At 41.6% G+C, this 19,914-nt stretch carries 23 protein-coding genes; 10 read left to right on the forward strand and 13 right to left on the reverse strand.

Annotated elements, in window-relative coordinates; translation table 11 throughout:
* Window positions 1–162: 162 nt before the first annotated feature.
* The 5 genes from fabD to LC586_RS23815 all read right to left on the reverse strand — a co-directional run bounded on the left by fabD (window position 163) and on the right by LC586_RS23815 (window position 5,166).
* Window positions 163–1,044 (reverse strand): ACP S-malonyltransferase, encoded by an 882-nt coding sequence (gene fabD, locus LC586_RS23795; RefSeq protein ID WP_229487127.1) that lies wholly within the window; start codon window positions 1,042–1,044, stop codon window positions 163–165.
* A gap of 169 nt (window positions 1,045–1,213) precedes the next feature.
* On the reverse strand, window positions 1,214–2,206 hold the full coding sequence (locus LC586_RS23800; RefSeq protein WP_229487128.1) for a beta-ketoacyl-ACP synthase 3: 993 nt from the start codon (window positions 2,204–2,206) through the stop codon (window positions 1,214–1,216).
* A 134-nt stretch (window positions 2,207–2,340) separates the two neighbouring features.
* Window positions 2,341–3,363 (reverse strand): phosphate acyltransferase PlsX, encoded by a 1,023-nt coding sequence (gene plsX / locus LC586_RS23805; RefSeq protein ID WP_229450992.1) that lies wholly within the window; start codon window positions 3,361–3,363, stop codon window positions 2,341–2,343.
* 56 nt (window positions 3,364–3,419) lie between these two features.
* Window positions 3,420–3,593, reverse strand: coding sequence for a hypothetical protein (locus LC586_RS23810; protein ID WP_229487129.1), 174 nt, complete (start codon window positions 3,591–3,593; stop codon window positions 3,420–3,422).
* A 91-nt stretch (window positions 3,594–3,684) separates the two neighbouring features.
* Window positions 3,685–5,166: a leucyl aminopeptidase gene (locus tag LC586_RS23815; protein WP_229487130.1), complete on the reverse strand. Its 1,482-nt coding sequence runs from the start codon at window positions 5,164–5,166 to the stop codon at window positions 3,685–3,687.
* 189 nt (window positions 5,167–5,355) lie between these two features.
* On the opposite strand from LC586_RS23815, the gene LC586_RS23820 reads away from it, so the two are divergent.
* Together LC586_RS23820 and LC586_RS23825 are read left to right on the forward strand one after the other, a co-directional pair.
* Window positions 5,356–5,709, forward strand: a complete 354-nt coding sequence (locus tag LC586_RS23820) for a type II toxin-antitoxin system RelE/ParE family toxin (RefSeq protein ID WP_229487131.1) — start codon at window positions 5,356–5,358, stop codon at window positions 5,707–5,709.
* Window positions 5,710–5,720: 11 nt separating this feature from the next.
* Window positions 5,721–5,936 carry a hypothetical protein gene (locus LC586_RS23825; RefSeq protein ID WP_229487132.1) on the forward strand — a complete coding sequence of 72 codons (216 nt, stop codon included), beginning with the start codon at window positions 5,721–5,723 and terminating at the stop codon, window positions 5,934–5,936.
* A gap of 147 nt (window positions 5,937–6,083) precedes the next feature.
* Here LC586_RS23825 and LC586_RS23830 read toward each other — a convergent pair whose 3' ends face one another.
* The 5 genes from LC586_RS23830 to LC586_RS23850 all read right to left on the reverse strand — a co-directional run bounded on the left by LC586_RS23830 (window position 6,084) and on the right by LC586_RS23850 (window position 9,838).
* The gene (locus LC586_RS23830; protein WP_229487133.1) at window positions 6,084–7,250 is read right to left on the reverse strand and encodes an EcsC family protein; all 1,167 of its coding nucleotides are present in this window, start codon (window positions 7,248–7,250) and stop codon (window positions 6,084–6,086) included.
* Between the two features lie 150 nt (window positions 7,251–7,400).
* On the reverse strand, window positions 7,401–7,748 hold the full coding sequence (locus tag LC586_RS23835; RefSeq protein ID WP_229487134.1) for a type II toxin-antitoxin system PemK/MazF family toxin: 348 nt from the start codon (window positions 7,746–7,748) through the stop codon (window positions 7,401–7,403).
* Window positions 7,745–7,981: a hypothetical protein gene (locus LC586_RS23840; RefSeq protein ID WP_229487135.1), complete on the reverse strand. Its 237-nt coding sequence runs from the start codon at window positions 7,979–7,981 to the stop codon at window positions 7,745–7,747. The genes LC586_RS23835 and LC586_RS23840 overlap by 4 nt, the downstream gene beginning before the upstream one ends.
* A 154-nt stretch (window positions 7,982–8,135) precedes the next feature.
* Window positions 8,136–8,954 (reverse strand): alpha/beta fold hydrolase, encoded by an 819-nt coding sequence (locus LC586_RS23845; RefSeq protein ID WP_229487136.1) that lies wholly within the window; start codon window positions 8,952–8,954, stop codon window positions 8,136–8,138.
* Between the two features lie 158 nt (window positions 8,955–9,112).
* A complete protein-coding gene (locus tag LC586_RS23850; RefSeq protein ID WP_229487137.1) occupies window positions 9,113–9,838 on the reverse strand; it encodes a lysophospholipid acyltransferase family protein in 726 nt (241 codons plus the stop codon).
* 368 nt (window positions 9,839–10,206) lie between these two features.
* Between LC586_RS23850 and metG the strand changes: the two genes are divergently transcribed.
* The 5 genes from metG (at window position 10,207) to menH (ending at window position 15,856) form a co-directional block, all read left to right on the forward strand.
* Complete coding sequence (gene metG / locus LC586_RS23855) at window positions 10,207–11,811, forward strand: methionine--tRNA ligase (RefSeq protein WP_229487138.1); 1,605 nt, start codon at window positions 10,207–10,209, stop codon at window positions 11,809–11,811.
* A gap of 167 nt (window positions 11,812–11,978) precedes the next feature.
* On the forward strand, window positions 11,979–12,608 hold the full coding sequence (locus LC586_RS23860; RefSeq protein ID WP_041565095.1) for a LabA-like NYN domain-containing protein: 630 nt from the start codon (window positions 11,979–11,981) through the stop codon (window positions 12,606–12,608).
* Entirely contained in the window at window positions 12,608–13,819 is a 1,212-nt protein-coding gene (lptC, locus tag LC586_RS23865) for an LPS export ABC transporter periplasmic protein LptC (RefSeq protein ID WP_229487139.1), read from the forward strand. The genes LC586_RS23860 and lptC overlap by 1 nt, the downstream gene beginning before the upstream one ends.
* A gap of 411 nt (window positions 13,820–14,230) precedes the next feature.
* Entirely contained in the window at window positions 14,231–14,632 is a 402-nt protein-coding gene (locus LC586_RS23870; RefSeq protein WP_229487140.1) for a metal-sensing transcriptional repressor, read from the forward strand.
* 399 nt (window positions 14,633–15,031) lie between these two features.
* Window positions 15,032–15,856, forward strand: coding sequence for a 2-succinyl-6-hydroxy-2,4-cyclohexadiene-1-carboxylate synthase (gene menH, locus LC586_RS23875; RefSeq protein WP_229487141.1), 825 nt, complete (start codon window positions 15,032–15,034; stop codon window positions 15,854–15,856).
* 7 nt (window positions 15,857–15,863) lie between these two features.
* On the opposite strand, the gene LC586_RS23880 is transcribed toward menH, so the two are convergent.
* Complete coding sequence (locus LC586_RS23880) at window positions 15,864–16,526, reverse strand: glycoside hydrolase family 24 protein (RefSeq protein ID WP_229487142.1); 663 nt, start codon at window positions 16,524–16,526, stop codon at window positions 15,864–15,866.
* A gap of 236 nt (window positions 16,527–16,762) precedes the next feature.
* On the opposite strand from LC586_RS23880, the gene LC586_RS23885 reads away from it, so the two are divergent.
* Window positions 16,763–16,906: a hypothetical protein gene (locus LC586_RS23885; protein WP_229487143.1), complete on the forward strand. Its 144-nt coding sequence runs from the start codon at window positions 16,763–16,765 to the stop codon at window positions 16,904–16,906.
* 18 nt (window positions 16,907–16,924) lie between these two features.
* Window positions 16,925–17,389, forward strand: coding sequence for a DUF29 domain-containing protein (locus LC586_RS23890; protein WP_229487144.1), 465 nt, complete (start codon window positions 16,925–16,927; stop codon window positions 17,387–17,389).
* A 243-nt stretch (window positions 17,390–17,632) separates the two neighbouring features.
* Here the strand turns inward: LC586_RS23890 and LC586_RS23895 are convergent, their stop codons facing one another.
* Entirely contained in the window at window positions 17,633–18,289 is a 657-nt protein-coding gene (locus LC586_RS23895) for an NAD(P)H-binding protein (RefSeq protein WP_229487145.1), read from the reverse strand.
* A gap of 178 nt (window positions 18,290–18,467) precedes the next feature.
* Here LC586_RS23895 and LC586_RS23900 point away from each other — a divergent pair, with 178 nt between their 5' ends.
* Entirely contained in the window at window positions 18,468–19,142 is a 675-nt protein-coding gene (locus tag LC586_RS23900; RefSeq protein WP_229487146.1) for a DUF1997 domain-containing protein, read from the forward strand.
* Window positions 19,143–19,200: 58 nt separating this feature from the next.
* Here LC586_RS23900 and LC586_RS23905 read toward each other — a convergent pair whose 3' ends face one another.
* Window positions 19,201–19,671, reverse strand: a complete 471-nt coding sequence (locus tag LC586_RS23905) for a DUF4079 domain-containing protein (protein WP_229487147.1) — start codon at window positions 19,669–19,671, stop codon at window positions 19,201–19,203.
* Window positions 19,672–19,914: the final 243 nt, after the last annotated feature.

Raw genomic sequence — 19,914 nt, forward strand, 5'->3', positions numbered from 1 at the left:
CAATGATAGCATAGACAGTAATTATTTCGTTTAGCATTTTCCCCTCCGTTTTTATTCCTGGAGGGGATTTTATTGCCTTTTTGACACAAATGCGCGAGTCTCAATTTATAACTAGCAACTTGGGTTACTACAATACTACTGAAATTTTTCATAAATAAAGAATTAATCAGGCAAATCAGCAGCACTTTGGATATTTTTTAATATTAAGTCAGGGCTACTACGTTTAATTAAACCAGTTAGCACTTTACCAGGGCCAATTTCTATTACTTGCTGAATGCCGTTGGCTGGTAATTGCAGAGAAATTTCTCGCCATTTTACAGAACCAGTCATTTGTTTATTCAAGCGCTGCTTTAAAGTCGCGGCATCAATAGACGAAATTGGTTCTACATTAGACAACACTGGCACAGTAGCTGGCTGAAATTCCACAGATTCTAGAATGTCTTGGAATTCCGCAGCTGCTGGTGCTATTAAATGTGAGTGAAATGCTCCAGAAACTTTTAGGGGAATAGCACGCTTTGCTTTAACTTGACCCATCACTGCTTGTACAGCCTCAGTCGTACCTGAAATTACCACCTGAGCCGAACTATTATCATTTGCTATTACCACATCAGGCGTTTGGGCAATGACTTTTTCCAACTGTTCGCAATCAAAGTTCATCAAAGCCGCCATCATCCCACCGACGGCACTATCCATGAGTTCTGCACGGCGCTTTACTAGATATAAACCAACCGACCACTCAAAGACACCCGCTATATAAAGGGCAGTATATTCTCCCAAACTGTGACCAGCAACTAAATCTGGCTTGTGTCCTCGTTCCCGAAGCAGGTCAGCAAGAATGCTTTCAACCACATAAAGACTTGGCTGAGTGTATAGCGTCTGTGATAACTTTTCTTCTTCGTTTTTACAGATATTTATTAGAGACCAGCCCAAAATTTCCTCGGCTTGGGCAAATCTGTTTTTAGCGGAGGGTATATCTAATAAATCTATTCCCATTCCCAGCGCTTGGGAACCTTGGCCGGGAAACACCCATGCAGTTTTAGTCATTGGTCAAGAGTCAGAAAAGTGAAAAGTTAGGAGTTAGGAGTTAGGAGTGAGGAGTGAGGAGTTAGGAGTGAGGAGTTAGGAGTTAGAAGTTAGGAGTGAGGAGTTAAGAGTTAGAAATTAAAATTCATAACTCATAACTCATAACTCATAACTCTTAACTCCTAATTCTTTACCTTCCCCATTGGAAAATTGCTGCACCCCAGGTAAGACCGGCACCAAAGCCGGATGCAGCAACGATGTCATTGGGTTTAATTTTACCTTCCCGCACTGCTTCATCTAAAGCTAAGGGAATAGAAGCAGCAGAGGTATTGCCGTACTGGGCGAGATTACTTATAACTTTATGTTCTGGGACATTCAGGCGTTGGGCAACAGCATCGATAATCCTCTGATTAGCTTGATGCAACAGCAGCCAATCTATTTGGTCAACACTGAGGTTGGCTTGAAATAAAGCTTTATCAATGATTTCGGGCACTTTTTGCACAGCAAAGCGGTAGACTTCTTTGCCGTTCATAGTAATCGGTTGGTAAGTGCCTTTGGTGACATTGACACCAGTGAGCAGTTCTTGGGAAGTGCCTGTATATGCAAGGTTGAGGTGATGGTTTTGAGTGCCATCACTTTTAAGGGCAAATCCTAATAAGCGATCGCTTTTGTCAGCTTGCAATACTACAGCCCCTGCACCATCACCAAACAATACACAAGTGCGCCGATCTTCCCAATCTACCCAGCGAGAGAGGATATCTGCACCTATCAACAGCACATTTTTATAGACACCTGTTCTAATGTATTGGGCTGCTGTAACTAGACCAAACACAAAGCCAGAGCAGGCTGCTGTCAAGTCAAAAGCTACTGCGTTGGTGGCTCCCAATTGAGCCTGTACTTGACAAGCACTACCAAACAAATCATCAGGGGTGGAAGTCGCTAGCAGAATCAGGTCTAGGTCTTTTGGTTTAATTCCCGAAGCTGCGATCGCCTGACTGCTGGCAGCAGTAGCAAGTACACTCAAGGACTCAGATGGCAGCGCTAATCGCCGTTGACGAATTCCAGTTCTTGTAGCAATCCACTCATCTGATGTTTCAACTACTTCACTCAATGTCTGGTTGTGTAGGGAAGTTGCTGGTACTGCCGAGCCACTTCCGGTAATTGCTACGCCTAAGTTTTGCACTCCTAATCTCCCAAGCTATCAGCTTTTTGTCTTTTGTCTTTTGTCCTTTGTCATTTGTCCTTTGTCATTTGTCCTGTACCAGTTGTCCTTTGTCCTTTACAAATGACTAATGACTAATGACCAATGACTAATGACTAACCGCTCTCGCGCTCTAGGATATATTGGGACTGAATTCGTTGTATCACTTGGTTGTCAACGGCTTCTTTGGCCATGCGAATTGCATTAAAAATTGAAGGAGCTTGTGAGCTACCGTGACCGATAAAACAGACACCTGCCACGCCTAACAGCAAAGCCCCACCATGTTCTGCGTGATCCATCCGCTGTTTAATCCGCTTCAGGTTTGGTTTTAAGAGTGCTGAACCGATTTGACCATGCAATCCTTGGGGTAATTCTTCCCGCAGAATTTGTAGAATCACTTCTCCGACTGCTTCGGCAAATTTTAATAATACATTGCCCACAAAGCCGTCACAGACAATCACATCAAAGCGACCAGAAAGCACATCACGCCCTTCGGCATTGCCAATAAAATTAATTTGGGAATTTTCGCGTAGTAGTTGGTGGGCACGGACGGCTGCATCATTGCCTTTAGAGTCTTCTTCACCGATATTCAGCAAACCTACTTTAGGTTCGGTTGTACCTAAAACATATTGACTGTAAGCCGATCCCATGACGGCAAACTGCTCTAAAAACTTCGGACGGCAATCTACATTCGCGCCGACATCAAGTACCAACACTGGCTTACCAGCAACAATTGTCGGAAAAACAGTCCCTATGGCTGGGCGGTCAATTCCTGGCAATCGTCCTAAGCGGAGCAAAGCTGATGCCATCGCTGCCCCAGAGTGGCCGGCAGAAAATACGGCATCTGCTTTTTGCTGCTTGACTAAATCCATCGCCACATTGATAGAAGCCTTGCGTTTGCGTCTAACTGCATTTAAAGGCTCCTCATCCATAGCGATCGCTTCCTGTGCAGTCACGATCTCCACCTGCCCTAAATTCGTTTTTGGCGGCAAGGCAGCTTCTATTTGTTGAGGATCACCAACCAGTAATACATCTACACCCAATTCTTCCCTTGCTCGCAATGCGCCAGCAACGATTTCACCGGGTGCGTGATCCCCTCCCATTGCGTCAATTGCGATCCTTACGCGAGTCGATCCCATTGCTCACAGCTTCTAGAAACCTTACAAATTTTACCAGATGGCTTTGCCGAAAAAGCTTAACTTTCTGACTGCCAAATTATTTCTGTTACTATTGCAACAATTTTTGCTGGCAAGCTCAAGATAGCACGAATTTGGGCATTGGGGATTGGGCATTGGGCATTGGGGATTGGGCATTGGGCATTGGGGATTGGGCATTGGGCATTGGGGATTGGGCATTGGGGATTGGGCATTGGGCAATAGCCCGCCTCCCCTGCTCCCCCTGCTCCCCCTGCTCCCCCTGCTCCCCCTGCTCCCTGCCCCCTGCTCCCTACTCCCTACTCCCTACTCCCCACTCCCTTCTACCCAGTTAACTAGCGTCCGAACGCCGTAGCCGGTTGCCCCAGCGCCGTTGTAGCCATTTTCTTTATCTGTCCACACTGGGCCAGCAATATCTAAGTGCGCCCAAGGTGTGTCTTTGACGAATTGCTTAAGGAAAAGGGCGGCGGTAATGGAACCACCTGGACGCGGGCCAGTATTTTTCATGTCCGCAATGCCAGACTTTAGCCCTTCAAAATATTTTTCTTCCATTGGCATCCGCCAAATCTTTTCTCCTGAAGTTTGGGCAGCTTTCTCTAGCTGGGAAGCGACAGCATCATCGGGGGTGTATAAACCAGCAATATCTTCACCCAAGGCAATGACGTTAGCACCGGTCAGGGTGGCTAAATCCACGATCGCATCTAATCCCAATTTGTCGGCAAACACCAAGGCATCTGCTAGGGTCAAACGTCCTTCAGCGTCGGTGTTGTTAACTTCGATTGTTTTGCCGTTTGATGCTGTAAGAATGTCTCCAGGGTGCATAGCGCGACCGCTAATCATGTTTTCAGCCACCGCCGAGATGAAGTGAACCTCAACATCTGGCTTAATTTGAGCAATTGCTTTTGCCGCGCCCAAGGTAGCAGCTGCACCGCCCATATCCATTTTCATGGTTTCGATGCCGCTACCTGCACCTTTAATATTGAGTCCACCGGAATCGAAGGTTACACCTTTGCCAATAATTGCTAGTTTCTTTTTGGGTGTACCTTCTGGTTTGTAAGTCAGGTGAATGAATTTAGGTGGCAACTCGGAAGCTTGCGCTACCCCCAAAAAAGCACCCATACCCAACTTTTCACAGTCTTCTCTTTCTAGAATTTCTACTTGTAAACCGTATTCGTTTGCGATCGCTTGAGCAGTTTCTGCCAAAGTAATTGGTGTTACTGCATTAGCTGGTGCTGCGACTAACTCCCGTGCCAAGTTTACCCCTGACACAATTTGATTGGCGCGGGTGATGGCTGCTTCTTGTCCACCGAATCCTAGTAAATCTACGGTTTCTATTTGTGAACCTTTATCTTCTGGTTCTGATTTAAAGCGAATATCTTGGTAAAGCGCCAATTCTACACCTTCTGCGATTGCTTGGGCGCTTGCGGCTGGATCGTTATTCCACAATGGGAAACTAAATCCCAGAATTTTGCTTTTTTGCTTTTTTGCTACTCTGGCTACGGCAGCAGCAGCGCGTCGTAAAGTGTCGAGTTTTAGTGCATCTGGTTTACCTAAACCTACGAGAATCAATTTACGCACTGGGCTACCAGGATTCACACGAGTAAAGATGGTAGTGTTGGCTTTACCTTTAAATTCTTCTTCAGCAATTAGTTCTTTTAAGACCCCGGAAAACTTTTCATCTAAAGTTGCCAATTCTCCAGTTAACTCTACTGCATCTTCAAATAATCCAATTGCCAAACTATCGCCTGCCCACTCTAGCAAAGGCTTATCACTAGGTTGAATTGTCATGTTGGGATTTTGTGTAAATATTCCTTCTTGTACCAGTATTGCTCAAAATTCTTGTTTCAGGCTGAAGGGAGTGGGGGGTGAAGGAGATAAGGGAGATGAGGGAGTAGGGGCCAGTAGCTATAATTTAGTACTGAGAGTGTCAATCCATATACTCTTGAAAATGTATGACATCTTAACCATAATAAATTAGTGGAATGGCAAGTTGAGTTTCATCATGATTTCGAGTCTGAGTTCGATGCTCTACCTCAAGAAGTAAAAAATGAGTTGCTTGCTACGGCTCAGGTATTAGAAATGTTTGGCCCACAAGCAAAACGTCCTCATGTTGATACGCTCAAAGGGTCGAAGTACGGAAACATGAAAGAGTTACGATTCTCAGCTTTTGGTGGTGTTTGGCGTGTGGCGTTTGCTTTTGACCCATTGAGGCAAGCCATTTTATTGGTAGCAGGTGACAAATCCGGCGTTAGCCAAAAACTTTTTTATAAACACTTAATTCAAAAGGCTGATGCACGGTACAAGAGCCATCTTAAAAAACTAAAAGAATAAGGGTAAGAAGAATGGGCAAAAGCCTAAGAGAAAAAATTAAAGAACAGCTAATAGAAAACCAAATAAAAATTGAAAGCCGCGCTCAGGAATTAATAGCTCAGGAATTAACTAGACAAAAAATTAGACTAGAGAAACAGCAACTTAAAGTTCGAGTTAGAAAGGGAAAAGGTTTTAAAAAAAGAGAGGTAGTTATATTTGGAAAGATTAATGATAGAACATTAATTTAGTAAAACACTACAAAAGCCTGCCAAGCCGTTGGAGTTTGGCAGGCTTTAAAGTTATTAAAAATGGCTAGTTCTGGGTCTGATACTCGTGAACTCCGCTGATAACTCCACTTTTTTACCTCCTCTGCCCAATGCCCAATACCCAAAGCCCTATGCCCCAATTCCATTTTTGTCAATATCAAATTTGCTGGCGATCGCTTCTATTATTTCTTGCTCAACTGGTGTAGTCTTATTGTCAAGCTGGGCAATTTTGTAACACTGAGCCAGCAAGGGTATAGCAAAATCACGATTTAGCTGATTGAGCAGTATATCTAAAGATTTAGGTGATTTGATATTTCGCGCAATGGCATCCAAGGAGTTAGGGCTGAGGTTTAGAGTTTGTAATTCTGGCAAAATTTCTTCCCAAGTCTTCTCTGGATGACTAGCCAGGATCATGTGAACTAAAATTTGATCCATGACGGCTTCTTGAGCGATCGCAGTTTCTAAATACTTTTCACTCTCTGCTTTTAATGTTGCCAGAGTCTGAGGCGATGCTAGGGAAGTTGATTCATCTAGCTTGGCTTCGTAAAATCGACAAGCAGCATACCCCAATGAATAGATCATCGTCGCATTTGAACTAGCTGCGATCGCTGCACCTGCCAAGGGTATATTTCGCAGCAAGCCTAATCCCGCAGCTTTCAACAGACGGCCTCCACCCAAGGCCAGACCAAAAATTGCCAAAACTTCACCTTTACGGGCAGGATCTTTTAAATCTAGCCCGTAGACAGATGCAATCTGATAAAGCATTTCTGACTGTATTTTGGTTGTGGCTGTTAAATCAATTGCCAACAATGCAACTGCTATTCCTGGCAAAACACTTGTTGCTAGTCCAACTGTGCCTGCTTGAGTTGCTTTTTCGACCATGATTCGGTGAGCAATCTGGCTAGCTGATTCATTTGGATACTGTTGCTTGAGCTTGTTTACAGCTACTTCTGCTTTTTCCAAATCAACAGCGTCAGTAGTACCAATTAGCCAATTTAGATTTAATACTCCAGATAGTTTTCTAATCAGCCAATTTTCGCTCAGGCGATTCACAACCTGACCGCTACTTTGAGTTGTTTGCTCAATAAACTTGTGTGTTTCTTTCGCTGTCGCTTCTCCCACCCCTACTGCTGTGTCTAAAACTGCTTTGCCAGTCTCAGCAACAGTTTTAATAAAAAACTCTACTATAGACGGTTCATTTTCTACTGATGATTGAGCCTGGATTTGTCCTTCTGAAGTTTTTCTGGGTGAATTAACTGATTTATTCACTTCTATTTCTTGTGGTTTGTCTGCCATTGCTTGACACCATCTTGTAAAGCCTCTCTTTTGGTTGTAGCGAAAGTGTAAGTGGCTTGACATCTGCCGACAAGTACAATTTGTCAGAGTAAATAGGAATTATTCTGAGCCTTAACTATAGACATCCGAATGGTGACACAGGTTCTGATTTTATAATTGATAACCTAATGTCAACAACACTTTACCTTCCAAAATAGTGAGTATTTCTGGAGTCAGAGTCGCCACTTTTCTTTGCAATCTTGTTTTATCAATTACCCGCAATTGGTGGCAAAGAGCAACTGAATCTCGTTCTAATCCACCTTCACCACTTTCAATTAATAAACAGGTTGGCAAAGACGCACGACGTAAATTTGTTGTTAGAGGAATGGTGATAATAGTGGTGGAAAATTCGGCAATGATATTATCTTGAAAAATAATAACTGGTCTTGTGCCTCCTTGTTCAGAACCCTTGGTAGGGTCTAAATTGGCTAGCCATACTTCACCTCGTTGAACCCTCATTTCAAATCTTCTTGTATAAGAAGTTCTACATATTCATCTAATCCTGCTTCAGCTAATTGACGATCTTCCTGGGCAAACTCACTGTAAAGAACAGCCATTTGATTTTTATCTATTTGCCAGCTAATATTTCTGCTGCGGAATTTGAGGAAGGCAATAAAATCACTAACTTGTTTGAGTTGTTCTTCATTCAATTTATCTAATTCTAGAGTTAGTAACTCTTTAAGAGCAACCATTTTAGAGTCTCCAATAAATATGTGGTCAAGCTTTTTAAGGACGCAAATATTATTTGAATGTGACGAGATAATTTAGATGCCGTTTACCCTAATTTTTCACCGAACAAGGCAAAAGAAAGGTTGTGATACGCCTGAATTTATGTGAGGCAAATTTTTAGTTTTTAACTCTACCTAAATCAGCATTACTTTCTAAAAAGTCGTTATCCTTAAGAATTTCATAGAGATTAATATCTTCCTCTAGCAAGCAAGCATGTCCGCAATTGGGCAATACCACAATTTTGGTATTTGGTAAGATATTCCCTATCCGCTTCACTTCAGTTACAGAAGGTAAAAGGCGATCGCTACCACCAGCAATCAGCAAAACTGGTTGAGTTAAGCGACCTAACTGCTTGTTATCAACTTCAAATTCTCGCAGTAAAGACAACCGCCAATGAACGGTTTCTGGCGGCACAGAACGCATAGTTTTTAGCAGTTCATGGCGATCGCTCCGAGAAATGCGTGGCAAAGATGCTAAAAACGGCAACAACCCCAGTGCGCCAACATCATACAACTCGGATGGCACCAAGTAAGTGAGTTGGGATGCCCAATGCAACCAAGGGCGAAGACGAAAGGACGAAGCTGGGTTAATTAAGATAATTCGCTTAAATAAATGCGGCGTTTGGATCGCTACTTTCATTGCCAAGCAACCACCAAAGGACTCACCACACAAGTAAACTGGCCTCTGAGAGCTTTTTTCTAATTCGGCGTAGATTAAGTCCAATACACTTTTCGCTAGCACATCCCAAGTGTTAAGGTCTTTGCGTGGGATCGCTAAACAACGGACATCAAAGCCAGCTTCTAATCCAGCAGTTTGCGATCGCAATAGTTGACCAGTTCCATCCATTCCTGGCAAATATACCAACAGGGGATACTCTGGCTTTACTCGTTTAGGAGTTAGGAAACAAGGATTTAGCTCAACTTCTTGGATAGTCATTGGTCATTAGTCATTGGTCATTAGTCAATGGTATAAAACTTTTGGACTGCTGATTGTTGCTGTTACGAGCTTCGGTACTTTTGAGCAAAAACAAAAAAGGTCTTGGAACAAGGTACTGAAAGTCGTGAAGACAATCCAAAATTGAAAATCGAATGCTTTTAATAGCAACCTTGACGCAGTAAGGTGCTAATTTCACCATGACAGTGTTCTGTCAGTTCAGCCACAACAGTTTTGGCTTGCTTGCCGTGATATTTTTTTTGATGTTGGGGCGTAATCCAATAAGGGCGACCAATTAACACTGCAACCCGACGATAAAGTACCAGAGGATGCCAACCACTTTGGTTAAATAAAGGTTCTGAAGGGTCAAATAGACTCAAAAGCCTTAAGGGGAAGCCAGAAGTGTTTACTTCTTCTAAGGAGGCGATCGCGATCGGCAAAATTGCTAAATCCTGCACATCAGCCCGTAATGCCAAATGGGCAAATCCGCGCTGAAACTCACCCACCATGTTTGGGACAGTAAATTTCACCATTGGTTGAGTTCCTTCTGGAAATACTCCCACCATCTGCTTGGACTGCAATAGCACCTGCGACTGCGAAAAAAAGCTTTGCTGACGGTTTTGAGTTTCCTCCAAAGGAAAACACCCCAATTGTCCGGTGACAATCTCCCGCATTACTGGCACTTGTCCCATGTAGTGATGACAAGCAAAGCGAATCGGACTCGATAACGCTGCCATTAAAATTAGTGCATCCATAAAGCTGCGGTGATTGCTGACTACCAAAACGCTGGCATCCTGGGGAATGCGATCCTCGTAATAACGAAACATTTGCGTTGAGAGTGCCGCCACCAAAGCGCGAGAAATCTCTAGGGGGCTATTTCGACTCATACCTAATCAATATATTTTTCCGGTGAATATGGCAGTTTATCTTAAATTAATTTTTACATTTCTTTACTACTGCCATGACCGTCTTAAGATAGAAATATCTAATCCACAAAACCAGATAGATTTTCCGGATTCTGGATTATGTACTTTTGATCACAATAATTTCTAATATAAAGTATTCAAAAAAATTATGAGAATGATTCGCTATTGTCGGCAAAAATGAGTTGAATTGATGCATATTACAAAACAATTTTTGCTCTGAAAAGTTTGCTACTATTAAGGTATTATTGGAAAAAATAGAAATAATATTGTATAATTGCTTGGTTTTTCCGATAAAAGTAAAACGTTTTATAAGTTAATTTTTATTTTGCATGAATCTAGTGAAAAAAAAAGAATTGACATTTGCACTAACAACACCGCTATATTATGTAAACGATGTGCCCCATATAGGCAGTGCTTATACGACGATCGCAGCAGATGTAGTGGCGCGATTTCACAGGCTCTTGGGGCATAAGGTATTACTAATTACAGGTACAGATGAACATGGACAAAAAATTCAGCGATCGGCAGAAAGTTTAGGCAAAGCACCACAAGAGTTTTGCGATGAAATTGTCCCTAGTTTCGTTAATTTGTGGGAATTACTAGACATTCAATACGATCGCTTTAGTCGGACTACTGCACCTCGTCATGAAGCGATCGTCAAAGAATTCTTTGAACGAGTCTGGGAATCTGGTGATATCTACCAGGGACAACAACAAGGCTGGTACTGCGTATCCTGCGAAGAATTCAAAGAAGAACGGGATCTTCTAGAAGGACACCGTTGCCCGATTCATACTAACAAAGAAGTGGAGTGGCGAGACGAGCAAAACTATTTTTTCCGCTTATCCAAATATCAAACCAAGCTGACAGAATTTTATCAATCTAGACCGGATTTTATTCAACCAGAAAGTCGGCGTAACGAAGTACTCAGCTTTGTCAATCAAGGGCTGCAAGACTTTTCCATTTCGCGGGTAAATCTAGATTGGGGTTTTCCCGTACCAGTTGATCCCAAGCACACCCTTTATGTCTGGTTTGACGCGCTGTTAGGTTATGTCACAGCATTACTAGAACCAGATGCAGAACCGACTTTAGCAAATGCCTTAGAAACATGGTGGCCGATTAACTTGCACCTAATTGGTAAAGATATTCTGCGCTTCCATGCAGTTTACTGGCCAGCAATGCTGTTGTCGGCTGGCTTACCCTTGCCAGATCGAGTATTTGGGCATGGTTTTTTGACCAAAGATGGTCAAAAGATGGGCAAAAGTCTGGGTAATACCCTTGATCCTATAGCGTTAGTTCAGCGCTATGGTAGTGATGCCGTTCGTTATTACTTCCTTAAGGAAATCGAATTTGGCAAAGATGGAGATTTTAATGAAGTAAGGTTCATTAATGTTCTGAATGCAGATTTGGCAAATGATTTAGGTAATTTGCTTAATCGCACTTTGAACATGGTGAAGAAATACTGTGCCCAAAAGAATGTCCCATTAATCGGCAATGAAGGAATTTCTGACGAAAATCCTTTGAAAACAATTGGTTTGCGTCTAGGGGAAGAGGTAAAACAAGGGTATCAAGAGCTAGCTTTCAGTGAAGCCTGCGAAGCCATCCTTTCACTGGTGCAAGCCAGTAATAAGTTTATTGATGAACAAGCTCCTTGGTCATTATATAAACAAGGACAGCAAGAGTCGGTGGAAGAAGTTCTGTACGCAGTTCTAGAATCGGTTAGACTAGCAGCTTATCTGCTATCCCCAATTATTCCAAACATCAGTAGCGATATTTATCGGCAGCTGGGCTTTGGAATAAACTTTAACGATCAAATACAAAGTTCAATCACCGCTCCTTTTGCCACCCATGCAACATGGGGGATACTATCTAGTAAACAACAGTTGGGTACAGCTCAACCGATTTTTAAGCGAATAGAACCCCCGAAAAACGATTAATCCTTATCAAACTCTGATTTTGTTCAATTTCTTAATTTTCTCAAAAAATTTATCGGGGCTGAACTTAAATTAGTCCCGGAACATTATCATAAGCCGCTGTGACTAGCATCTAAAAGTTGGTAATTTGTATCAAAAATAACAGGGATAATAATTGAGGTATCACAATGATGTTGAATAATTTTGAAACCGATTCAATATTTACGCCAGAACAAGTTTTGGAGAATCGGGGCCGAGTCGCCATATTTATTGATGGCTCAAATCTATTTTACGCTGCACTGCAACTAGGGATTGAAATCGATTACACAAAGCTACTCTGTCGATTAACTGGAGGTTCTAGACTACTGCGATCTTTTTTCTACACTGGTGTAGACAGGACAAACGAGAAGCAACAAGGGTTTCTGCTGTGGATGCGTCGCAATGGCTATCGAGTCATTGCTAAGGATCTAGTGCAACTACCAGATGGCTCTAAAAAAGCTAACCTGGATGTAGAAATAGCTGTAGACATGATGGCACTAGTCGATTCTTATGATACCGCAGTTTTAGTTAGCGGTGATGGAGATTTGGCTTATGCGGTAAATTCAGTCAGCTATCGCGGCGTGCGGGTAGAAGTGGTGAGCTTGCGTTCGATGACCAGCGACAGCTTAATTAATGTAAGCGATCGCTACATTGATTTAGAAGCCATCAAAGAAGATATTCAGAAAACCCCTCGCCAAAGCTATCCATACCGGCCATTATCTGGCATCGGTTTTTTGGAAGACCCAAGAACTAGTGATGGACATCTAGAAATCCAAGAATAATGGCGTATCAATTTCATCAAAGGGGGAGACAGGGGGAGGGAAAAATTAAAAATTTCTCCTCTACTCCTCCCTTCCTTCTTTTCCCCTTAATTTTTTTCTTGATATTTGGTTTAGTAAGCTGTGGGGGTAAATCTCCCACAGCTTCTCAACAAAATACTGCGGGTTCATCTAACCAAGATAGCAATTTGACTTTCTTTGATGTCACCTTAGAACAAGCAGATGAGGTAGGACGACCGATTTGGAAAGTCAGGGCTAAACAAGCACAATACACCAAAGAAAAACAAATTGGTCAAGCTGAAAGTCCTTATGGTGAACTCTATCAAGATGGCAAAGTAGTTTACCAAATCAAGGCAGATGTCGCAGATATTGAACAAGATGGAAAGCAGTTGTTTCTGAAAGGTAGGATATTTGCTACAGATCCCCGTAATGGAATTATATTGCAAGGTAATGAATTAGAATGGCGTCCCAAAGAAGATTTGTTGATTGTCCGCAACCAGATTAAGGGTAGTCATAAACAACTACAAGCTGTGGCGCAGGAAGCGCGAGTCAAAACCCGCGAACAGCGCATGGAATTTTCTGGAAGGGTAGTAGCAAATTCCACTGATCCCCAGTTACAAGTAAGAACCGAGCATTTAATCTGGAATATTAAAGAAGAAAAACTGATTGGCGATCGCCCTTTACAAATTGACCGTTACAAAGATAATAAAATTAGCGATCGCGGCAAGGGAAATTCTGCCGTAATCAACTTAAAAACCAAAATTGCCACTATTCAACAAAATGCTCAATTAGATTTACTAGACCCACCAGTACAAATAACTAGTAACTCTATGACCTGGAACATGAACGCAGAAACTGTCACTACAAATTCCCCAGTGCGGATGTTCCAGCGTGCCGAAAATCTTACCGTCACCGCCAATCAAGCTGAAATGAAAATACCGCAAAAAACGGTTTATTTAACAGGTAACGTCAACGCCATTGGTCAGCGTCGCCAGTCTTTGAAATCTAATACATTAACTTGGTATTTAGACAATAAGTTAGTTGAAGCTCAGGGAAATGTAGTTTATCGACAAGTTGACCCACAGTTAAATTTTACAGGTGAAACAGCCGTTGGTAATCTACAAACAGAAAATATTGTTGTCAAAGGCGGCAGTTCTAGCGGTAGGGTAGTAACAGAAATCATTCCCCAAGAAAGAGCCAATCGTCAGCAGTAGAGTTAGGGGAGTGGGGAGTAGGGAGTAGGGCAGGGCAAACGCATCTAAATTACTCTTGATCGCAACGAAGGTTAAAAACTAACGGAAAAATCTTTCCTTTCGCATTTGATTATTTTTTATGCCCCAAAGCGATGCCTGCGGCGGGCTACGCCAACGCCTAAAATCTTAGCAATAAGCAAGGCTTAATGACATTATTGTTGACCCTATTGAGAATACGCTTTGCTTGTTGACATGATGCGGCCGCCCTGGGGAGTAGGGTGAGTAGGGGGGACTTGGGGACAAGGGGAAGGACTTGTCCCCAAGTCCTCTTACCCATGCTCAATGCCCCATTCCCCATTCCCCATTCCCCATTCCCCACTCCCTGCAACGCACTAGGCTAGGATCTTAGTAATACAAGTCTTCTGATAACCCATGAATGGATCAAACCGATTAGGTAAGGAATCCTTGCCAATATCCCAAGAAGCAGAACATTCCCTCCATCACGATACAGACCACGAGCATACAGATCATACTCATGCAACTGGAGAGGCGGCTCATCCTCACGTCCATAGCGAAGAGTCATTACGGCGAATTGCCAATCGATTATCGCGGATAGAAGGACATGTTCGTGGTATTAAAACAATGGTGCAGCAAAATAGCCCTTGTCCTGATGTTCTACTGCAAATTGCCGCAGTGCGAGGCGCATTAGATAAAGTAGCGCGAATTGTTTTGGATGAACATTTAACTGAATGTATTGCTAGAGCTGCACAAGAGGGTAATATTGACGTTGAAATTAAACAGTTAAAAGCTGCTTTAGATCGATTTTTACCTTAATAATTAGAAAAATAATGTAAAATACATTCGCCAAATTGGTGATGCACTAACAGCGATACATCAAAATTTAATAGTGCATCGTGATATTCACATAACATCATGTTGCGAACTAGTAAACAACCTATTTTTATAGACTTTTCCTCCTTTTCTCTCGTTCCCTACTTCTAGGCTATGGTGTACACACAAGTCGAATTACCCCCTTAATCCCCCCGATATTTTGGGGGGAAACAAGAAAAGTTCCCTCCACTTTATAAGTGGAGGGTTAGGGTGGGGTAAAACCTTGGTTAATCAGCTATTTCAGACTTGTGTGTACACCGTAGGCTTCTAAGATGGAACAAGAAAATAAAATTATTCCATAAGATAACTTGCTCTACAGCAACGATGGTTTTTAGCTAGACTATGAGTATAAAAAATTATCAATTTTACTATTCTTTAATTGGCAACCCAGATAAACCTTTAATTGTTTTTTTACACGGCTTCATGGGTAACATAGATGAATTTTATGAAGCCATAAAATTACTATCTGACGAATTTTATTATTTAAAACTTGACCTTTCTGGACACGGCAAAACTCAAGTTTTGGGTGGGGACGAGTACTATAATATGGTAAACACTGCTCATGCTTTAATCAACTTGTTAGATGAGTTAAAAATTCCTAAATGCTTTTTACTTGGTTATTCAATGGGTGGGAGATTAGCTTTATACCTCACCCTGCATTTTCCAGAACGTTTTCATAAAGTTGTTCTAGAGTCAGCTTCCCCAGGTTTGCCAACAGAAGCAGAACGATTAGAACGTATTAAAATTGATACGCAAATAGGCAGAAAATTAACAAGAAGTATAAAAAAAAGTGATTTTGCAACTTTTTTATCAAATTGGTACAATCAGCCGATTTTTGGTTATATAAAAAATCATCCAGAATACGATCGTATGATAGAAAGTCGGTTGCAGAATAATCCACATGAATTAGATAAATCATTGCGCTTCATGGGAACTGGATGCCAACCTTCTTTGTGGGAAAAGCTACAAGAGAATAAAATTCATCTGCTATTATTAGTGGGTGAATATGATAAAAAATTTATATCTATTAATACAGAAATGTCTCAACTATGTGAATTTGCCCAACTAAAAATAATTAGTAATGCTGGACATAATATTCACTTTGAAAATACCTTGGCATTTGTGGAAAATATCAAAGATTTTTTGATGCAGGAAGTTCAAAATTAGCGTAAACTCACTGCTTCCTCGGTAACTTATTCACTGCCTTGCTAGAAGGAGTTGGCGATGATGTTAAATTCGGGGCTGTTTGTTGATTAGCTGCGGTCAATTCCTCTTGCAGCATTTTCTGATAAACTTTAGGTAAAGAGCTACTAACAGAATTAGTTTCTATACCATATCCTAGACTTGTCCAAGTGGGAGAAAGCCGCCGCAAAACATCATTTAACTTTCCCTGACGCAACAGTTGAGAAATATCAGTTCCCCAAACTTTAGAATCATTTAACCAACGGTAAACTACTACATCTTGATATTCTGCTTCAAAACTATAAGCAGTCCAAAACATCATCTGGATTGGATTTGGGTGATAACGAGGAGCTAAACGATACCAAGTAATGTTAATAATTTGATATCTGCCAGCAGCAGTGGAACAATTACCTGTGTTGGGGCCTGTGACAATTGTGACGCATATCTCAGGATGTCGGCTAAGGTCGTTGACTTGCTGCCCACCATACAACAGCGAATAGGGACGATTACCACTGGCCTCACTCGCCGAGATGGTTCGCATTAAAGCGCGGATATAGGGGTCGCCCTGTTTCATGACCAGAGGCGGCTGTTGAACTGCAAAGATGGGATCAGAAGGCGATCGCAAGTCTCCAATATACCATTGCAACAAATACACAAAGCCGAGAAGCGCGGCTATTGGCCCAATAAGTTTTTCAACACCTTTGAATTCAAAGCCTTTCAGAATCCGACTCCTTGAAATTCGCTTTCTTTACTAACAAAAATTATTGACGAACTTATTCTGGCAAAGTTCACACTTTATTGTCAGTTATCATTCCCGATTCGCTGATTTTTTTAATAATTAGAAAAAATGATTATAAAGTAAGTATAGCAAGTGACATATTCCCGAAAATAATGAGTAAGTATAGCCTTGGTCGCTTCTTGTACCATTCTTTTCTCGGTAAAGAATTGAAGACGACTGTTAAGCGCATTGCTAAACCTCTACGTTTTGCTTGTGGATGGAGCGATCGCTTACCTATGTTAGGATTAAATAACTGATTTTTCCAGCAATTAGCTATGACAACGGAAATATTAAAATCTGTTGAACCTACCCTTTACGAGGAAGATTATTATTTATGGGTAGAAACAACACTTAAACAATTAGAAAATAAAGATATTCAAAATCTCGATTGGCAACATTTAGCAGAAGAAATTGAAGCTTTGGGAATTGAACAAAGACGAAAAGTAGAAAGTTACTTAAAACAATTATTAATTCCTCTTTTACTTTATCGTTATTGGGAAATTGAAAAAGAATATTGTCAAAGAGGTTGGCAAATAGAAATAACTAATTTCCGTGATGAGCTAGAATTTTCTTTTCGTTCCAAAACACTTTATAACTATTTTCTTAATTGCTTAGATGCAGTTTATATTAAAGCTAGAAGGCAAGCGATTCAAAAAACAGGTTTACCACCTGAGATTTTCCCAGAAAAATGCCCTTTTACTCCCGAAGATATTTTCAATAGTGAGTACTTTCCAGAATAAAAGTGATTTTGTATCGCTTTTTGTGAAGATGAAAGTAATGAGAGAGCGATCGCTCATCTATGGTGAATCAGTGTAGGGGTTTAGCAATGCTAAACCCTTTTGGCTGTGGGATGGGATGAAGCCTTGCAGTTAAATCAAGGGCGGTCAATTTAGATGAGGCCAGTTAATTGAGAAAGCGCGTAGGCATCGCTTTTCCATGAAAATGTAAGCCGATAATTTTGAAGAATAGAATCCTCTTGGATATCAGCACTGTTGAAATAACTCCTTAAAGCTTTTCGAGGCTGCTTCCGGTTTGGCAACAATCTCGACAATTTTATTGCGTGCATCTGCTTCAAACAGCGCCTCAACTACAACTTGGGCGACTTTCTGCCTGGGGATGCTACCGTCAAACAGTGTATCAGCACTCTGCATTACGATCGCGTCGGAGTTATCTTCATTCTTCAACCCACCAGGTCGCACAATCGTATAGGTAAGACCACTTTTCTGGATATACTCTTCAGCTTGCTTTTTCCACACTAAAATCAGCCAAAACAAGTTCAGTGGATGGAATAACTGCGAAGTACACAAAGAAGAAACTAAGACAAAATGCTCAATTCCCTTTGCCTTAGCAGCTTCTACTAAATTTTTAGTCCCTTCAAAATCTACTTTATAGGGGCCAGTGGGATCAAAACTAGGTTTTGCACCGGTAGCAACCAACAAAACTGTGCTATCTCCCAACGCAGCAGTTAAACTTTCTGGTTGTAATACGTCGCCTACCACTAATTCGGCTTCAGGAGAGAGAATACCCCTAGCTTTCTCTATATCCCGCACCAGAGCTATGACGGGAATATTCCGCGCTATCAACTCTTGCACAATCCGGCGACCTGTTTCACCCGTTGCCCCTGCTACAAATGCTTTCATGAGAAATGCTATCCTGGGAAACTATTGTGTGCTTGTTCAGTTCTTTATTTTAGTAATTCTATGGACTTGATGGTAGATTAATGAGGTTTCGGTAAAAATGGGATATTAGTGTGAAATGACCCAGGTACATGGGGAATTATTAATATAGACGAACGCTAAAATATACATTAATACATTTATGCTTTCAAGAAAAAGCGAATATAAATCCTGGGAAATAACAGAAGCAGTTTTACCTGTAGCCTCCAGCCAAGAAGCAGCCGAGGACACATTAATAGAAGCAAATGTAGCGACGGTCACTAAATTTTACGGCCGTTATCAAGATTTTATGGAAATGCCTGCCCCAGCAGAGAAGGTTGCTGAGTATCTTAATACTCACGCCTCATGGTTTTCGCGTTGCGCTGAACCCATGAAGGTGCAATTACTTGGGGAAAATGGCTACGCTCTAGTAATTGGTCGTTTTGGTGCTTTTGGTTATGATGTAGAACCTAAAATTGGTTTGGAATTGTTGCCTCCAGACGAGGGTATTTACCGCATCCGTACAATCCCTATCCCTGACTACCAACCGCCTGGTTATGACGTAGACTATCGCGCATCTCTACAGTTAATAGAAAACGATACTTCCACTAGCATTGGTGAGATTACCAGAGTTGAATGGGAATTGGATTTAATAGTTGATTTGCACTTTCCCAGGTTTATTCAGCGATTACCCAAGTCTATAATTCAATCTACAGGCGATCGCTTACTTAACCAAATTGTCCGCCAAGTCTCCCGCCGCTTAACTCGCAAAGTTCAGGAAGATTTTCATAAATCTTTGGGAATACCGTTTCCTGCTAATTCTAAGCAAAAGCGATAAGTCAAGAGTTCTTTGTCATTTGTCATGAATTATTGACAAACGACAAAGGACTACTTAACTATGCTTTAGTGAGAATTCTTTGGACAATTTGCACGCCGGTGACAGCCTGCCAAGCAAAAAGCCCCAAAAGGGTAAAATTCACCAGAATGTGAGTTGCCCGGGCCCAATTTGCCCCTTTTTGCATATAAGGCGACAAAGCAGCAGAAAATGCAATCATACCCGTCATACCCAGTCCTGCCAGCAGGTGAGGCCCGACAAATAACTTGCCATTATTGATGTAAGTGACACCCATCCCTCCAATTGCACCTACCACCATCAAAGCTAGGAGTATAGACCCGATTTGGTAGTGTCTGACGTTATATCTACCTTTAATCAGTTCTTTCTTTTCTTCCCCCTGAGCATTTCTGGTACGCTGTAGTTGCAGCCCTAAGTAGGCAGCATAGATTGAAAGTACTAATAGCGCCCACATGAGCACCGGATGGAAGAAATTCAGCCAATATTTCACCGACGCAGAAAGTTCCAGACTCATCGTGTTCTCGCCCTATTATAAAATCTTCATAAAAATTAGCATAATTCTATTTTCTGTGCTTAAAGTTGCACAAATTAAAAGGGGCTAAGAAAGAGAAGAATTTTCATCAACCCAATAGCCAGAATGTTTGCCAAGACTGCTTTTATTGAATTTGAATTTAGAATGAGTAAATTTTGAATTGCATAAACCTCTTGCCAAAGTGGATAAACAATCTCAGACTAAATTTTGAGGGTAGACGAACTA

It is taken from the genome of Nostoc favosum CHAB5714, from assembly GCF_020829495.1.
Taxonomy (GTDB): Bacteria; Cyanobacteriota; Cyanobacteriia; order Cyanobacteriales; family Nostocaceae; genus Nostoc; species Nostoc favosum.

Excerpts from the sequence above, each read along its gene's own strand:
- fabD (WP_229487127.1), bottom strand. The coding sequence starts at position 1,044 with ATGACTAAAACTGCATGGGTGTTTCCCGGCCAAGGTTCCCAAGCGCTG.
- plsX (WP_229450992.1), bottom strand. The coding sequence starts at position 3,363 with ATGGGATCGACTCGCGTAAGGATCGCAATTGACGCAATGGGAGGGGAT.
- LC586_RS23810 (WP_229487129.1), bottom strand. The coding sequence starts at position 3,593 with ATGCCCAATCCCCAATGCCCAATCCCCAATGCCCAATGCCCAATCCCC.
- LC586_RS23815 (WP_229487130.1), bottom strand. The coding sequence starts at position 5,166 with ATGACAATTCAACCTAGTGATAAGCCTTTGCTAGAGTGGGCAGGCGAT.
- LC586_RS23825 (WP_229487132.1), top strand. The coding sequence starts at position 5,721 with ATGGGCAAAAGCCTAAGAGAAAAAATTAAAGAACAGCTAATAGAAAAC.
- LC586_RS23830 (WP_229487133.1), bottom strand. The coding sequence starts at position 7,250 with ATGGCAGACAAACCACAAGAAATAGAAGTGAATAAATCAGTTAATTCA.
- LC586_RS23835 (WP_229487134.1), bottom strand. The coding sequence starts at position 7,748 with ATGAGGGTTCAACGAGGTGAAGTATGGCTAGCCAATTTAGACCCTACC.
- LC586_RS23840 (WP_229487135.1), bottom strand. The coding sequence starts at position 7,981 with ATGGTTGCTCTTAAAGAGTTACTAACTCTAGAATTAGATAAATTGAAT.
- LC586_RS23845 (WP_229487136.1), bottom strand. The coding sequence starts at position 8,954 with ATGACTATCCAAGAAGTTGAGCTAAATCCTTGTTTCCTAACTCCTAAA.
- LC586_RS23850 (WP_229487137.1), bottom strand. The coding sequence starts at position 9,838 with ATGAGTCGAAATAGCCCCCTAGAGATTTCTCGCGCTTTGGTGGCGGCA.
- metG (WP_229487138.1), top strand. The coding sequence starts at position 10,207 with ATGAATCTAGTGAAAAAAAAAGAATTGACATTTGCACTAACAACACCG.
- LC586_RS23860 (WP_041565095.1), top strand. The coding sequence starts at position 11,979 with ATGTTGAATAATTTTGAAACCGATTCAATATTTACGCCAGAACAAGTT.
- lptC (WP_229487139.1), top strand. The coding sequence starts at position 12,608 with ATGGCGTATCAATTTCATCAAAGGGGGAGACAGGGGGAGGGAAAAATT.
- LC586_RS23870 (WP_229487140.1), top strand. The coding sequence starts at position 14,231 with ATGAATGGATCAAACCGATTAGGTAAGGAATCCTTGCCAATATCCCAA.
- menH (WP_229487141.1), top strand. The coding sequence starts at position 15,032 with ATGAGTATAAAAAATTATCAATTTTACTATTCTTTAATTGGCAACCCA.
- LC586_RS23885 (WP_229487143.1), top strand. The coding sequence starts at position 16,763 with ATGAGTAAGTATAGCCTTGGTCGCTTCTTGTACCATTCTTTTCTCGGT.
- LC586_RS23890 (WP_229487144.1), top strand. The coding sequence starts at position 16,925 with ATGACAACGGAAATATTAAAATCTGTTGAACCTACCCTTTACGAGGAA.
- LC586_RS23895 (WP_229487145.1), bottom strand. The coding sequence starts at position 18,289 with ATGAAAGCATTTGTAGCAGGGGCAACGGGTGAAACAGGTCGCCGGATT.
- LC586_RS23900 (WP_229487146.1), top strand. The coding sequence starts at position 18,468 with ATGCTTTCAAGAAAAAGCGAATATAAATCCTGGGAAATAACAGAAGCA.
- LC586_RS23905 (WP_229487147.1), bottom strand. The coding sequence starts at position 19,671 with ATGAGTCTGGAACTTTCTGCGTCGGTGAAATATTGGCTGAATTTCTTC.